18 protein-coding genes are annotated in these 12,892 nt (G+C 63.9%); 9 read left to right on the plus strand and 9 right to left on the minus strand.

Annotated elements, in window-relative coordinates; all coding sequences use genetic code 11:
* Positions 1–49 precede the first annotated feature (49 nt).
* The 3 genes from trxA (at position 50) to AB3N21_RS06835 (ending at position 1,306) form a co-directional block, all read left to right on the plus strand.
* Positions 50–370, plus strand: coding sequence for a thioredoxin (trxA, locus tag AB3N21_RS06825; protein WP_367934522.1), 321 nt, complete (start codon positions 50–52; stop codon positions 368–370).
* Positions 371–593: 223 nt separating this feature from the next.
* Positions 594–944, plus strand: coding sequence for a Lin0512 family protein (locus tag AB3N21_RS06830; protein ID WP_367934523.1), 351 nt, complete (start codon positions 594–596; stop codon positions 942–944).
* Positions 941–1,306, plus strand: a complete 366-nt coding sequence (locus AB3N21_RS06835; RefSeq protein WP_367934524.1) for a Lin0512 family protein — start codon at positions 941–943, stop codon at positions 1,304–1,306. The genes AB3N21_RS06830 and AB3N21_RS06835 overlap by 4 nt, the downstream gene beginning before the upstream one ends.
* Before the next feature lie 59 nt (positions 1,307–1,365).
* On the opposite strand, the gene AB3N21_RS06840 is transcribed toward AB3N21_RS06835, so the two are convergent.
* Positions 1,366–1,614, minus strand: coding sequence for a DUF1127 domain-containing protein (locus tag AB3N21_RS06840; RefSeq protein WP_367934525.1), 249 nt, complete (start codon positions 1,612–1,614; stop codon positions 1,366–1,368).
* A 142-nt stretch (positions 1,615–1,756) separates the two neighbouring features.
* Between AB3N21_RS06840 and hslV the strand changes: the two genes are divergently transcribed.
* Entirely contained in the window at positions 1,757–2,314 is a 558-nt protein-coding gene (gene hslV, locus AB3N21_RS06845; protein ID WP_367934526.1) for an ATP-dependent protease subunit HslV, read from the plus strand.
* Between the two features lie 49 nt (positions 2,315–2,363).
* On the opposite strand, the gene AB3N21_RS06850 is transcribed toward hslV, so the two are convergent.
* Entirely contained in the window at positions 2,364–2,762 is a 399-nt protein-coding gene (locus AB3N21_RS06850; RefSeq protein ID WP_367934527.1) for a DM13 domain-containing protein, read from the minus strand.
* A 204-nt stretch (positions 2,763–2,966) separates the two neighbouring features.
* Here AB3N21_RS06850 and hslU point away from each other — a divergent pair, with 204 nt between their 5' ends.
* Genes hslU through AB3N21_RS06865 form a run of 3 tightly spaced genes read left to right on the plus strand, consistent with a single transcriptional unit; the run spans position 2,967 to position 6,652 of the window.
* Complete coding sequence (hslU, locus tag AB3N21_RS06855; protein WP_367934528.1) at positions 2,967–4,274, plus strand: ATP-dependent protease ATPase subunit HslU; 1,308 nt, start codon at positions 2,967–2,969, stop codon at positions 4,272–4,274.
* A 54-nt stretch (positions 4,275–4,328) separates the two neighbouring features.
* Positions 4,329–5,435 (plus strand): alpha/beta hydrolase, encoded by a 1,107-nt coding sequence (locus AB3N21_RS06860; RefSeq protein WP_367934529.1) that lies wholly within the window; start codon positions 4,329–4,331, stop codon positions 5,433–5,435.
* A complete protein-coding gene (locus tag AB3N21_RS06865; protein WP_367934530.1) occupies positions 5,432–6,652 on the plus strand; it encodes an MFS transporter in 1,221 nt (406 codons plus the stop codon). The genes AB3N21_RS06860 and AB3N21_RS06865 overlap by 4 nt, the downstream gene beginning before the upstream one ends.
* On the opposite strand, the gene AB3N21_RS06870 is transcribed toward AB3N21_RS06865, so the two are convergent.
* From AB3N21_RS06870 to AB3N21_RS06880, 3 genes are read right to left on the minus strand one after another with little or no spacing between them, the layout of a single operon-like run.
* Positions 6,649–7,236: a Smr/MutS family protein gene (locus tag AB3N21_RS06870; protein WP_367934531.1), complete on the minus strand. Its 588-nt coding sequence runs from the start codon at positions 7,234–7,236 to the stop codon at positions 6,649–6,651. The two genes, AB3N21_RS06865 and AB3N21_RS06870, sit on opposite strands and share 4 nt — an antisense overlap.
* Positions 7,236–8,279, minus strand: coding sequence for a murein transglycosylase A (locus tag AB3N21_RS06875; RefSeq protein ID WP_367934532.1), 1,044 nt, complete (start codon positions 8,277–8,279; stop codon positions 7,236–7,238). Before AB3N21_RS06875 ends, AB3N21_RS06870 begins: the two co-directional genes overlap by 1 nt.
* Positions 8,276–8,932, minus strand: coding sequence for a Tim44/TimA family putative adaptor protein (locus tag AB3N21_RS06880; RefSeq protein ID WP_367934533.1), 657 nt, complete (start codon positions 8,930–8,932; stop codon positions 8,276–8,278). Before AB3N21_RS06880 ends, AB3N21_RS06875 begins: the two co-directional genes overlap by 4 nt.
* 110 nt (positions 8,933–9,042) lie before the next feature.
* On the opposite strand from AB3N21_RS06880, the gene AB3N21_RS06885 reads away from it, so the two are divergent.
* Complete coding sequence (locus AB3N21_RS06885; RefSeq protein WP_367934534.1) at positions 9,043–9,543, plus strand: FxsA family protein; 501 nt, start codon at positions 9,043–9,045, stop codon at positions 9,541–9,543.
* A 54-nt stretch (positions 9,544–9,597) separates the two neighbouring features.
* Complete coding sequence (secB, locus tag AB3N21_RS06890) at positions 9,598–10,104, plus strand: protein-export chaperone SecB (RefSeq protein ID WP_171175181.1); 507 nt, start codon at positions 9,598–9,600, stop codon at positions 10,102–10,104.
* A gap of 25 nt (positions 10,105–10,129) precedes the next feature.
* On the opposite strand, the gene dnaQ is transcribed toward secB, so the two are convergent.
* The 4 genes from dnaQ to AB3N21_RS06910 are packed head-to-tail and all read right to left on the minus strand — an operon-like array spanning position 10,130 to position 12,867.
* Positions 10,130–10,855, minus strand: coding sequence for a DNA polymerase III subunit epsilon (dnaQ, locus tag AB3N21_RS06895; RefSeq protein WP_367934535.1), 726 nt, complete (start codon positions 10,853–10,855; stop codon positions 10,130–10,132).
* A complete protein-coding gene (gene coaE, locus AB3N21_RS06900; RefSeq protein WP_367934536.1) occupies positions 10,848–11,441 on the minus strand; it encodes a dephospho-CoA kinase in 594 nt (197 codons plus the stop codon). Before coaE ends, dnaQ begins: the two co-directional genes overlap by 8 nt.
* Positions 11,438–12,271 (minus strand): shikimate dehydrogenase, encoded by an 834-nt coding sequence (locus AB3N21_RS06905; protein ID WP_367934537.1) that lies wholly within the window; start codon positions 12,269–12,271, stop codon positions 11,438–11,440. Before AB3N21_RS06905 ends, coaE begins: the two co-directional genes overlap by 4 nt.
* Positions 12,268–12,867, minus strand: coding sequence for a nucleoside triphosphate pyrophosphatase (locus tag AB3N21_RS06910; protein WP_367934538.1), 600 nt, complete (start codon positions 12,865–12,867; stop codon positions 12,268–12,270). Before AB3N21_RS06910 ends, AB3N21_RS06905 begins: the two co-directional genes overlap by 4 nt.
* Positions 12,868–12,892 lie beyond the last annotated feature (25 nt).

Below are 12,892 nucleotides of genomic sequence, written 5' to 3' on the forward strand. Positions count from 1 at the left end.
GCGCACCTACTTTCGATTCCCAAGCCCTTTCCCATTCAGGAGACAGAATATGTCCACCGTAGCCGTCACTGACGAAACCTTCGACGCCGAAGTCAAGAACTCGGACATCCCCGTTGTGGTGGATTTCTGGGCCGAGTGGTGCGGCCCGTGTAAGCAGATCGGCCCGGCCCTGGAAGAGCTGGCCGTCGAGTATGGCGACAAGGTGAAAATCGCCAAGGTCGACGTGGACAGCAACCCGAACGCAGCCGCTGCAATGGGCGTGCGCGGTATCCCGGCGCTGTTCATCTTCAAGGACGGTCAGGTGATCTCGAACCGTGCGGGTGCGGCGCCGAAAGCGGCGCTGCAAAGCTGGATCGAAGAGTCGATCTGAGCCGGTTCACAACGGATTCAGGAAAGGCGCCCCAATCGGGGCGCTTTTTCATTTTGTACGTTTTGTACAGGGGTCGGAGGGGCCGCAGTCCGGCTTGTACATCTTTGCAGCCCCGGGAAATGGCATCGAAGGGCGGATTTCTGGCCGGATGCCGGTCGCGATTTTGGACCTTTCCCCGGATCCGCCCGCGTGAAAGTTTGCGGCAACAAGGACAGGAGGCAACATGGCCAAGACACGGGTTCTGGTGGAGTTCGGCATGGGCACGTCGCTCAGGCGAGAGGACTATACCGAGGCGGCGCGGCGGGCGCTGAAGGATGCGCTTTGGCACAACTCGGTCAACATGGCCGAGCTGTTCGGATTTCCGAAGGAGGCGATGATCATCGACGCCGAGATCGGGGTGCAGGAGCCGGGCAGGGTGGATGTGGCGGCGCTGAACGAGATCTTTCCCTACGGGCAGCCCACCATCACCGTCACCAAAGGCGGGTTGGATATCGACAAGCCGCATACCGAGGGCCGCACCGTCGTGGCCAATGCCGCCGTCATCGTCTCGTTCGACATGGAGCCCGCCGCATGAGCCTGAAACGTATCATTGTCGAGATGGGAACCGGTAACGACCTCTATGGGCAGGACTATACCAAGGCCGCCCGGCGGGCGGTGCAGGATGCGCTGCATCATTCCTCGATCACCCTGTTTTCAAAGCTGGGCGTGGATCATGCCGAGATGCAAGTGAAGGTCACGATTGGCGTGCAGAAGCCCGACGCGGTGGATTGCGACCTTGTGGCCCGTGACCTGCCGCGCGGCAGGGCCGAAGTGCGTGCGGTAATCGGCGGTCTGGATGTCGAGGACGCGGAGGCCGGAACCCGGCATGTGGCGGCCACGGCGGCCATCGAGGCGTTCGTGCCGGACATGGAAGGGCAATATGTGCTGAGCACATAAAGAAAAAGCCGCTCGGCTATTCGAGCGGCCTTTCTATTCTTGGTGATCCTTGGGTCGGATCAGATGTTGGCGATGTCGCCGCGGCTCAGGCCGATGTCATCCAGCTGTTCGTCGGTCAGTTTGGCCAGAATCTTCCGGGTTTTCCGGTTTTCGTTCCAGCTGACGACGGCGGTTTTTGCCGAGATGATTGCGTCCACTACATGGAGAACGGTGACTGCTCCGAGCGGCGCATGGATGTTTGCGGTAGTTGCCATTTGCGCATTCCTTGAAGTTGAAACAGCCGACCCCTCGTCGGTTGTGAGGCTCATGTAGGCCTTTCCCCCGAGTCCTACAAATGACGGTTCGGCAGCCCCGAATTGCGTTCTGTGCATATCTTGCCGCAGGCCGTTAACCCGTTGCGCCCAAAGGCGGTTCGGCCCATATAGTGTGCGCAACATATCGGAGGCACCCATGGCAGACAGCGATTTCCCCGGATGGCACGGCACCACGATCATCGGCGTCAAGAAGGGCGGCCATGTGGTGATCGCGGGTGACGGGCAGGTCAGCCTGGGCCAGACCGTGATCAAGGGCACCGCCCGCAAGGTGCGGCGGCTGAGCCCCGGCGGGTTCGAGATCGTGGCGGGGTTTGCCGGATCGACGGCGGACGCCTTTACCCTGCTGGAACGGCTTGAGGCCAAGCTTGAGGGCACCCCCGGTCAGCTGGCCCGGGCCAGCGTCGAACTGGCCAAGGACTGGCGCACCGACAAGTATCTGCAAAAGCTTGAGGCGATGCTGATCGTGACCGACGGCAAGGATCTGTTCGTGATCACCGGGGCGGGGGATGTGCTGGAGCCCGAGCACAACGTGGCCGCCATCGGGTCGGGCGGGAATTTCGCACTGGCCGCCGCGCGGGCGATGATGGACGGTGACAAGACCGCCGAGCAGGTCGCACGCGAGGCGATGGCGATTGCGGCGGATATCTGCGTCTATACCAACGGCAATCTGACGGTGGAAACGATCGGAGGGTGAGCCGAAGCTCACCCCCCTTCATCGGGACATGCGTGAGTGGTGGTGCCCGTCAGTTGATCTTGGCGACCCCAAGCGGAACGCCGGCAACCTCGCACCAGATATAGACCTCGTTATGGGCCGAGATGTCCCAGGTGGCCGGGACCACGTAGCGCTGCTTGCCGGTCAGATTCAGAAGCGCGCCCAGCTTGGTGTCGGGATCGTATGTGCCGTCCTTGCCCAGCGCGACGCGCGGGTCGGGGCCGCCGTCCAGCGAGAAGTCATCGCCCAGTTCGACGATATAGCGGTCGCCTTCTTTCACCACTGTGACCGAGCCGGTGGTCACGTGGTTCGAACGACCCTCGAACGTGCCTTTGGCGCCGCCTGCTAGCGCGGCAGTGGTCCCGGCAAAGGTCAACGCGGCACCGGTGGCGGCGGCGGCAACGAACAAAGAGCGGCGGGTCATGGTCATGATGGGTATCTCCGTGGATCTCAGGTCAGGCGGCATTGCCTGCCTGCATCATCTGTATCCCTGACGCGGTGGTTGGAAAGGGGGCCTCACAACCCCCTGAATTCGCGTGTTCCTACGGTGTTTCGGCGTGAGCGTTTCGTGATCGGCTTGTGTTTTCGCGCCCCATGCTTAGGTTCCGGGTCAAAGCAACGAGATTGAGAGCACATGACCGATCTGACCCCGCGCGAGATTGTCTCGGAACTGGACCGTTTCATCATCGGCCAGAAGGATGCCAAACGGGCCGTGGCCGTGGCGCTGCGCAACCGCTGGCGGCGCAAGCAGCTGCCCGATGACATTCGTGACGAGGTTTATCCCAAGAACATCCTGATGATCGGCCCCACCGGTGTCGGCAAGACCGAGATCAGCCGCCGGTTGGCGCGTCTGGCGCGCGCGCCCTTCATCAAGGTCGAGGCGACCAAGTTCACCGAAGTTGGCTATGTCGGCCGTGATGTGGAGCAGATTGTGCGCGATCTGGCCGATGCCGCCATCCTGCAGACCCGCGAATTCATGCGCGAGGACGTCAAGGCCAATGCGCACAAGGCCGCCGAGGAGCGGGTGATCACCGCGATTGCCGGCGAGGATGCCCGCGAGGGCACCCGCGACATGTTCCGCAAGAAGCTGAAGGCGGGCGAGCTGGACGATACGGTGATCGAGCTTGAGGTGGCCGACACCTCGAACCCGATGCCGATGTTCGACATTCCCGGCCAGCCGGGCGGCCAGATGGGGATGATGAATCTGGGCGATATTTTCGGCAAGGCGTTCGGCGGGCGCACCGTCAAGCGGCGGATGACCGTGGCCGAAAGCTATGAGGTGTTGATCGGGGAAGAGGCGGACAAGCTGCTGGATGACGAAACCGTGGCCCGCACTGCGCTGGACGCGGTCGAGCAGAACGGCATCGTGTTCCTGGACGAGATCGACAAGGTTTGCGCCCGGTCCGAGGCGCGCGGCGGTGATGTCAGCCGCGAGGGCGTGCAGCGCGACCTGCTGCCGCTGATCGAGGGCACCACGGTTTCGACCAAGCACGGGCCGGTCAAGACCGACCATATCCTGTTCATCGCCAGCGGTGCGTTTCACATCGCCAAGCCCTCGGACCTGTTGCCGGAATTGCAGGGCCGTCTGCCGATCCGGGTTGAGCTGCGGGCGCTGACCGAAGAGGATTTCGTGCGCATCCTGACCGAGACCGACAACGCGCTGACCCTGCAATACACCGCCTTGATGGGCACCGAGAACGTGACCGTCACCTTTACCGAGGACGGTATCTCGGCCCTGGCCCATATCGCGGCAGAGGTGAACCAGAGCGTCGAGAACATCGGCGCGCGGCGGCTTTATACGGTGATGGAGCGGGTGTTCGAGGAGCTGTCCTTTACCGCGCCCGACCGGTCCGGCGAAGGCATCACCGTGGATGCGGGCTTTGTGCAGGAAAACCTGGGCGAGCTGACCAAGTCCGCCGATCTCAGCCGCTATGTTCTCTAGACCAGCCGGAAATTTTCGTTAGCGTGTGGCTGACGAAAAAGGAGGTTGGGTTTCTTGCGGTTTCTAACGGTGCTGGCCGCAGTTCTGTGGCTGGCCTCATGTTCAGATCGAAGCATCACCGCCATCGTGCCCGATGCCGTTGACGTCGGAACCCCGCGAACGGTGTTTGCCGCCTCGGCCCGTGCGCGTGAGGCGGACGGGTCTTATGGGTATCGGCGGGCGAACAGGCTGCAGTTTCTTGAACTGACCGTTTCGATCCCGCCGACACACACGCCGGGGAGCCTGAACCTTTCCTACGGGCGACCGGATCCGGAAACCCAGTTCGTGCTGGCCGGGCAGGAGGTGTTCACCTCACCCGAACTGCTGCGCCGGCGTCTGCTGGACGATCAGCGCGAACAGGACTCGCCTATACGCGAGGTCACGCTGTTCGTGCATGGATATAACGCGACACAGAACGAAACCGCGTTTCGCGCCGCGCAGCTTGCCAACGACATCGAAATTCCCGGATCGCTGATGATCTATTCCTGGCCCAGCCGGGCGCGGGCTTTTGGATATGCCTATGATCTGGACAGTATGCTGTTTGCCCGCGACGGGCTGGAACAGACCATCCGCCAGCTCAAGGCGTCAGGGGCCGAGCGGATCGTGCTGGTGGCGCATTCCATGGGTGCGGCGCTGTCGATGGAGATGATGCGGCAGGCCGAGATCCGCGAGCCCGGCTGGTCGGACCGGATGCTGGAGGGCGTGGTGCTGATCTCGCCGGATCTGGATGTCGATGTGTTCCGGACGCAGATGGACCGGATCGGTACCGTGCCGCAGCCCTTCGTGGTCATGGTGTCGAGGAAGGACCCGGCGCTGAACATCTCGGCCCGTCTGCGGGGCACTGCCGAAAGCAGGCGGCTGGGCAATATCGACTCGATCGACAGGATCGCCGACTACCCGGTCGATGTGATCGACACCACGGCGTTTTCCGGCGATGCCGCATCCCGCCATTTCGTGGCGGCCACCTCGCCCGCGCTGGTTACCCTGCTCAGTTCCGCGCCCGCCATGGGCGAGGCGTTCGGGCCCGAGGAAACCAGTTTTGATTTCCTGATCCCCGGTGGCGTGGAAGTCAGCGGCCGCGCGAAAGAGATCATTCTGGCCCGGCCGGGCGAAGACCGGTGAAGCTCAGCGGATTTCGCGATTATCTGACGGAAAATGCGCCGTGGCTGGCCGCCGGGGTTTTGCTGACCTTTCTGTCCAGCTTCGGGCAGACCTTTTTCATCTCGATCTTCGCCGGTGAGATCCGCGCCGAGTTTGGGCTGAGCCATGGCGGCTGGGGCGGGATCTATACGCTGGGCACCACCGCCTCGGCGGTGGTGATGATCTGGGCCGGATCGCTGACGGATGTGTTCCGCGTGCGGGTTCTGGGGCCGCTGGTGCTGGCCGGGTTGGCGCTGGCGACGCTGGCCATGGCGTTCAACACCTGGGCGTTGGTGCTGCCGCTGGTGATCTTTGCCCTGCGGCTCTTTGGTCAGGGGATGAGCACGCATATCGCCATGGTCGCGATGGCCCGCTGGTTCACCGCGACGCGGGGGCGGGCGCTGTCGGTCGCGTCCATGGGCTATGCGGTGGGTGAGGCAATGCTGCCGATCCTTTTTGTTGCCGCCATGGCCATCATCGACTGGCGGTTTCTGTGGGTCGTCGCGGCGGGTATTACCTTGCTGGGTATCCCGGTTCTGACCCGCCTGCTGCGGCAGGAGCGCACGCCGCAAAGCATGGCCCAAGACCATGTTGCCGCCGGTATGGAAGGGCGGCACTGGACCCGGGTTCAGGCGCTGCGCCATCCGCTGTTCTGGTTCATGGTGCCAGTGCTGCTGACCCCGGCGGCCTTTGTGACCGCCTTTTTCTTTCATCAGGTACATCTGGCCGAGATCAAGGGATGGCAGCATGTGGAGCTGGTGGCGCTGTTTCCTGTGTTCACCGGTGTCTCGATCCTGTCCATGTTCGCCGCGGGCTGGGCGCTGGACCGGTGGGGCACCGCGCGGATGATGCCGTTCTATCTGCTGCCGATGGCGGTTGGGTTCCTGATCTTTGCTTGGATCGGGTCCATTGGCGGCGCGCTGCTGGGGATAGTGTTTCTGGGCCTGAGTACGGGGGCGAACAACACCCTGCCCAGCGCGTTCTGGGCCGAGTTCTACGGCACCCGCCATATCGGCGCGATCAAGGCGATGGCGACGGCGGTGATGGTGCTGGGCTCGGCCCTCGGGCCGGGGCTGACCGGCGGGTTGATCGATTTGGGGCTGGGGCTTGAGGCGCAGTTCGTCGGCATCGCGGCCATCTTTGCGCTTTCCTGCGCCTGCGCGTGGCTCGGTATCCGGCGCGCGGTGCGCAGTCTTTAACGGATGCGGCGCAGATAGACGTAATAGGCGCCGTCTCCGCCATGGCTGATATGGGCCGGGGTCACTTGCAGTACCGCCTGCGCCAGGGGCGGCAGCGACAGCCATTGCGGAACCTGATTGCGCAGCACGCCGCGCGGGGTGGGGATGGGGCCGGGTTCGTCCCGGTCCTTGCCCTTGCCGGTGATCACCAGAACCAGCCGCTTGCCTTGCGCCTGCGCGGTCAGGATGAACCGCACCAGCACCGGGTGCGCGGTGTCCATGCGCATTCCGTGCAGATCGATCCGCCCCTCGGGCTTGAGCTTGCCGCGTTTCAGGCGGGCAAACGCCTTTTGGTCCATCTGCACCGGCGCGGCTGCCAGACGTTCGGTCATCGCCGGTTTCAGATTGTTCTTTTGCGGTTTTGGTTTTGCGGTCTGGCCCAGTTCGAACGCCTCGAACCGGGCAAGCGGGGCTTTGGTCGGCTTGGGTTTGGGCAGGGTCTTGGGGCGGACGGACTCGGGCAGTTCAGGGTGCAGGCGCTCGGCCTGACGGGTGACCTTGCGCCAAAGCTCGATCTCTTCGGTTGTCAGCCTGCGGCGGGCCATCAGTATTCATCCGGCAACAGGGCATAAGCCCGCTGGATCGGCAACAGCACTACCAGCCGCCCGGGATCGCGCAGCTGGCCTGCCGCCAGACCGGCCTTGTCGCCGGTGCCAAAGAAGATATCCGCGCGCTGCGCCCCCTTTATGGCCGAGCCGGTATCCTGCGCGATCATCAGGCGGCGCATCGGGTCCTTGCCGTCCTTTTCGACCCAGACCGGCGCGCCCAGCGGAGTATAGGCCGGATCGGCGGCAATGCTGCGCAGGGCGGTGACCGAGCGGTTCATGGCGCCCAGCGGGCCGCGATCCGACGGCACCCGGCGGATTTTGCGGAAGAACACATAAGAGGGGTTGTGGAACAGCAGCTCCGCCCCTTCGACCGGGTTCTTGCGGACCCAGTTGCGGATCACCTGCGCGCTGACCTGATGGGCGGCATAGATGCCCCGGCGCACCAACTCGGTCCCGATCGAGCGATAGGGATGCCCGTTTGCCCCGCCATAGCCCACCCGCAGCGCCGAGCCGTCGGGCAGGCGGATGCGGCCCGAGCCCTGGATCTGCAGAAAGAACAGCTCGACCGGGTCATCGACCCAGGCGATTTCCAGCCCGCGCCCATCCATCACGCCGCTGGTCAGGATCTCGCGGCGGCTGAGCCACTGCCCGCCCGCGTTGGCCTCGGCCGGCATCTGGTAGAGCGGGTAGCGAAACCGATCCGAGGGGGACAGGGCGCCATCGAGTTCCGGTTCGAAATAGCCGGTGAAGAGCGCGTCCTCACCATCCTCGATCAGCACAGGGCGAAAGAACAGTTCGAAGAACGAGCGGGCCGTTTCGGCCGTATGGGTCTCGGCCACGGCGCAGAGCGCGCGCCAATCGGGATCGTTCAGATCGCGGCAGGTGTTGAGGAAAACCGCAAGGGCCGCGGCGTGATCGTCAGCGGCCCATCCATCGAGGGCGTCAAAAGGCAGGATTGTGTGGGTCGTCTCGGCCCCGGCCTCGCTGGAAGCGGTCATCACGGCCCCCGCCAGTACGAGCGACCGGAGCGCGGCAATCATGCGTCCGTGGCGACAAGCAGCCAGTTGGGATCGTCGGTGCCCATCACGCGGGCAAAGGTCCAGCTGTCCTTCTGGCGTTTGACGGTGTTGGGGCTGCCTTCGATGATGTCGCCGCCCCGGTCACGCACGACCGAGGTCAGCTCACCCACGAAGCGCATGGTGATCTCGGCCCGGTTGCTGTCCTTGTCGAACCGCGCATCCGCCAGCGTGGTTTCGCGGACCCCGATGAACTCGGCCTCGATGGTCAGGCCCTGATCCTCGCGGGCGGCCACGACCGAGACGAAGGTTTCGAACACGTCCTCGGCCAGGAAGGGCTCAATCTCCTTGAGGTTGCCCTTTTCGAAACCCATCACGATCATCTCATAGGCACCGCGGGCGCCCTGCACGAAATCGGTGACCGAAAAGGCGGGCTCGACCCGTTTCATCGCGGCCAGTTCCTGAGCCTGATCGCTGTCCTCGGGCACGTGATCGGTGATATCCTGATCGGGTCCGCCCTCGATCACTTCGAAATCGCGGCGCGATTTGGCCGATTGCTGCTGCGGCAACGGCGGTTTTTCAAATCCTTCCCGCGTGCCCAGCACGCTTCTCAGGCGCAGGATCAGGAAAACGGCGATGCCGGCCAGCACCAGAAGCTGGATCAGGGGTGAGTTCATTATCGTCCTCGTCTCAGAACTTGAGGCTTTGTAAGCAGGGCCTCAGGCCACTATGTAGGGGACAGGCGGGGGCAAGTCCACCGTCCACCTGTTGAGAAAGGATCACCTAAATGTACCTGTTTCTGGCCTTTTTGCTGGTGCCGATCATCGAAATTGCCCTGTTCATTCAGGTCGGTGGTCTGATCGGGCTGTGGCCGACGCTGGCAATTGTGGTGCTGACGGCGGTGCTTGGCACCTGGCTGGTCAGGACACAAGGTCGCATGGCGCTGGGCCAGTTGCAGCGTGCGTTCTCGGAATTGGACGATCCGACCGAGCCGCTGGCGCATGGTGCAATGATCCTGTTTTCCGGCGCGCTGCTGCTGACGCCGGGGTTTTTCACCGATGCCGTGGGCTTTGCCCTGCTGGTGCCAGGCGTGCGGGTCGCCGTGTTCCGGTATCTGCGCGCGCGTGTGTCGGTCACCCGGTTCCAGATGGGGCCGGGGGCGCAGTTTCACGCCCGCCACGACCCGCGCGATCGGGGTGACATCATCGACGGCGAATATACCGAGGTCCGGCCCCGCCGCGAGCCCGGCCAGCCCTCGGGCTGGGTCGAGGGCCCCAACCGGCATTGAGGTACCCGGCGCGAGTTGATAAGCAGTGCCAAATCTTATTTCCGGAGTAGATCCATGACCGACGAAACCGCCGCGTCCACCGAAGCGGCAAGCCAGGCCCAGGCCCCCCAGGTTCAGATGCGTGTGCTGGGCCAGTTCATCCGCGACATGTCGTTCGAGAACGTGATGGCGCAAAAGGGCGTCTCGGGCGACGTGCAGCCCGAGATCAGCGTGCAGGTCAATCTGGACGCCAAGAAACGCCAGGTCGAGCATCAGTTCGAGGTGTCGATCAAGCTGAACGTGACCTCCAAGGCCAAGGGCCTCGACGATCTGCTGTTCCTGTTCGAGATCGACTATTGCGGCCTGTTCCACGTGGAAGGTGTACCGGATGAGCAGCTGCACCCGTTCCTGCTGATCGAGTGCCCGCGCATGCTGTTCCCGTTCCTGCGCCGCATCGTCAGCGACGTGACCCGCGACGGTGGTTATCCGCCGGTCAATCTGGACAATATCGATTTCGTTTCGCTGTACCGCAACGAGATCATGCGCCGTCAGGCCGAACAGGCGCAGAAATCCGAAGCCTGATTTCGGATACCGCGCCTGGCCCCGGTCAGGCGCGGTTCCAAAGCGCGTCTTCCCCCAGCTTTTCGACAAATGCCTTGTGCGCTTCGCGCTCGGCCTCGGTGATCCTGTCGGGCAGGGGGTTGGGCCGGGCCGTCGGGCGCCATGCCTCGCCATCCGCGCCGAGGCCCGCACCCGAATGGGCCGAAAGCGCGAAGTCCGGCTGCCGCCCACCGATCAATTCCAGATAGACCTCGGCCAGAATCTCGGAGTCGAGCAGAGCGCCGTGCAGCACCCGGTTCGAGTTGTCGATGTTGAACCGGCGGCAGAGCGCATCCAGCGACGAGGGCGAGCCGGGGAATTTCTTGCGCGCCATGGCCAGCGTGTCGATGGCCTGATCCATCGGCATCGTTGGCAAACCCATCCAGCGCAGCTCGGCATTGAGGAATTTCATGTCGAACGAGGCGTTGTGGATCACCAGCTTGGCGTCGCCCACGAAATCGCGGAAGTCCTGGCCGATCTTGGCAAACACCGGCTTGTCGCGCAGCGTGACCTGACCCGGTTTCGGGTTCTCGGGCGGCTCCAGCAGGTCGGGGCCGATGCCGTGAATGCCGAACGCCTCGGCCGGCATCGAGCGTTCGGGGTTGATATACTGATGGTAGGTCTTGCCGGTGGCCACGTGGTTCCACAGCTCGACCGCGCCGATCTCGACAATCCGGTCACCGCTTTCGGGGTCGAACCCGGTGGTTTCGGTATCGAGTACAATCTCACGCATGTGCCAGCCCTGCCCGTATCTGCCTGACCACATCCTGCACCTGGCGGCGCGCATGGTCCAGCGTGTCAGTGATGATGACGAAATCCGCGCGTTCGCATTTTTCGTCGTTGGGCATCTGTTTGGCCCGAATCTGGTGGAATTGCGCGGGTGTCATGGTGCCGCGTTCCATCACGCGGGCCTCTTGTATCTCGGGCGGGACCGAGACGCAGGCCACCGCATCCATCGCCGCCTCGCCACCGGTTTCAAAGAGCAGCGGGATGTCGAAGACGAGAATATCCGCCCGTGCGGTATCGCGGAATGTCGCGCGATCCTCGGCCACCAGCGGGTGCACGATCCGCTCGATGGTGCGGAGCGCGTCCGGGGTTCCGGCGATCGCGCGTTTCAGGGCAGGGCGGCTGACCGCGCCGTTTTCGATGGCGTCGGGAAAGGCCGCGCGCATCGGTTCAACGGCCGCACCACCCGGCGCATAAAGCCGGTGCACCGCCGCGTCGGCATCCCACAGCGCGCAGCCTTCGTCCACGAACATCTGTGCGGTGGTGGATTTGCCCATGCCGATTGAGCCGGTGAGGCCCAGATTGAAACTCATCTCAGCACCGCGGCGCGGGTGGCGTCATCGACCTCAGGTCGTTGGCCGAACCAGCGTTCGAATCCCGGCACCGCTTGGTGGAGCAACATGCCGAGCCCGTCCACGGTGGTGCATCCCGCCGCCTCGGCCTCGGATAGCAGGCGGGTTTTGAGCGGGGCGTAGACCAGATCGGTGACCACCGCGTCGGGGCGCAACCCGTCGAGCGGCACGCGCAGCTTGGGTTTGCCGATCATGCCAAGTGTGGTGGTGTTGACGACCAGCCGCGCCTCTTCGATCACATTGCCGGCCTGCACCCAGTCGGCCACCCGGATGCGTTGACCGAATTCGTCCTGCAGATGCTCGGCACGCGCACGGGTGCGGTTGGTCAGGATGATCTCGGGCACACCGGCCTCGGACAGTGCCGAAATCACCGCCCGCGCTGCGCCACCAGCGCCCAGTACCACTGCCGGACCGGCCTGTGGGTTCCAGTCAGGCGCGCCGCTGCGCAGATTCTCCATGAACCCGTAACCGTCTGTATTGTCAGCACGAATTGAGCCATCCGGGCGGAAGATCAGCGTATTGGCCGCCCCGATCACCGTGGCCCGGTCGGTCACGTGGTCGGCCAGCGCCAGCGCCGCCTCTTTATGCGGGACGGTGATGTTGGCGCCGACGAAACCGGCCTTGGGCAGGGTCCGCAACACCTGTTCCAGATCCGCCGGGGCCACGTCCATCGGGATGTAGTGGCCTTGCAACGCGTATGTGGTGAGCCAGTGCCCGTGCAGGCGCGGAGATTTGGAATGCGCGACGGGATGGCCGATCACGCCCGCCAGTGGAATCCGGTTGTCCGTCATTGTTCGATCACCCCCCGCAGCGCCAGAAAGTTGAGCAGTTCCAACAGGGGCATACCCAAAACGTTAAAATAGTCTCCGTCAATGGTGGTGAAGAGGCGCACGCCCTCTTCCTCGAGCTTGTATCCGCCGACGGCGTGGCGGATGCTGTCCCAGTTTCGGGTGACATAGCCGTTCAGATAGGCGTCCGAGCTGGTGCGCATCCGCAGGCGGACCTGACCCACATGGCGCCAGACCGGCTGGCCGTCCTGATAGATCACCGCCGCCGAAAGCAGCATGTGCCGCTTGCCGCGCATCTGTTGCAACTGTTCCAGGGCCGCTTCGGGGCTGGTCGGTTTCGAGAGCAGATGCCCTTCGAAATCCAGTACCTGATCGCAGCCCAGCACCATGGCGCCCGGGTTCTTGTCGCCGATCTTGCGCGCCTTCAGTTCGGCCAGCGCATCAGCGATGTCGCGGGGCGGGGCGTCTTCGGCGAGCAGAGCGCGCTTGACGGTGTCTTCGTCGACCCGCGGCACCTCGACGGCAAAGGGAATGCCCGCGTTCTGGAGCAGCTGGGCCCGGATGGCGGAACCGGAGGCGAGGATGAGGGGGACAGGCATGTGGAAAACCCCGTGCGTAAGGTGA

It is taken from the genome of Ruegeria sp. (assembly GCF_040830605.1).
Lineage (GTDB): Bacteria > Pseudomonadota > Alphaproteobacteria > Rhodobacterales > Rhodobacteraceae > Ruegeria.

What these genes read in the sequence shown, in the direction of transcription:
- trxA (WP_367934522.1), top strand. Translation starts at nt 50, where the DNA reads ATGTCCACCGTAGCCGTCACTGACGAAACCTTCGACGCCGAAGTCAAG.
- AB3N21_RS06830 (WP_367934523.1), top strand. Translation starts at nt 594, where the DNA reads ATGGCCAAGACACGGGTTCTGGTGGAGTTCGGCATGGGCACGTCGCTC.
- AB3N21_RS06835 (WP_367934524.1), top strand. Translation starts at nt 941, where the DNA reads ATGAGCCTGAAACGTATCATTGTCGAGATGGGAACCGGTAACGACCTC.
- AB3N21_RS06840 (WP_367934525.1), bottom strand. Translation starts at nt 1,614, where the DNA reads ATGAGCCTCACAACCGACGAGGGGTCGGCTGTTTCAACTTCAAGGAAT.
- hslV (WP_367934526.1), top strand. Translation starts at nt 1,757, where the DNA reads ATGGCAGACAGCGATTTCCCCGGATGGCACGGCACCACGATCATCGGC.
- AB3N21_RS06850 (WP_367934527.1), bottom strand. Translation starts at nt 2,762, where the DNA reads ATGACCATGACCCGCCGCTCTTTGTTCGTTGCCGCCGCCGCCACCGGT.
- hslU (WP_367934528.1), top strand. Translation starts at nt 2,967, where the DNA reads ATGACCGATCTGACCCCGCGCGAGATTGTCTCGGAACTGGACCGTTTC.
- AB3N21_RS06870 (WP_367934531.1), bottom strand. Translation starts at nt 7,236, where the DNA reads ATGGCCCGCCGCAGGCTGACAACCGAAGAGATCGAGCTTTGGCGCAAG.
- AB3N21_RS06875 (WP_367934532.1), bottom strand. Translation starts at nt 8,279, where the DNA reads ATGATTGCCGCGCTCCGGTCGCTCGTACTGGCGGGGGCCGTGATGACC.
- AB3N21_RS06880 (WP_367934533.1), bottom strand. Translation starts at nt 8,932, where the DNA reads ATGAACTCACCCCTGATCCAGCTTCTGGTGCTGGCCGGCATCGCCGTT.
- AB3N21_RS06885 (WP_367934534.1), top strand. Translation starts at nt 9,043, where the DNA reads ATGTACCTGTTTCTGGCCTTTTTGCTGGTGCCGATCATCGAAATTGCC.
- secB (WP_171175181.1), top strand. Translation starts at nt 9,598, where the DNA reads ATGACCGACGAAACCGCCGCGTCCACCGAAGCGGCAAGCCAGGCCCAG.
- dnaQ (WP_367934535.1), bottom strand. Translation starts at nt 10,855, where the DNA reads ATGCGTGAGATTGTACTCGATACCGAAACCACCGGGTTCGACCCCGAA.
- coaE (WP_367934536.1), bottom strand. Translation starts at nt 11,441, where the DNA reads ATGAGTTTCAATCTGGGCCTCACCGGCTCAATCGGCATGGGCAAATCC.
- AB3N21_RS06905 (WP_367934537.1), bottom strand. Translation starts at nt 12,271, where the DNA reads ATGACGGACAACCGGATTCCACTGGCGGGCGTGATCGGCCATCCCGTC.
- AB3N21_RS06910 (WP_367934538.1), bottom strand. Translation starts at nt 12,867, where the DNA reads ATGCCTGTCCCCCTCATCCTCGCCTCCGGTTCCGCCATCCGGGCCCAG.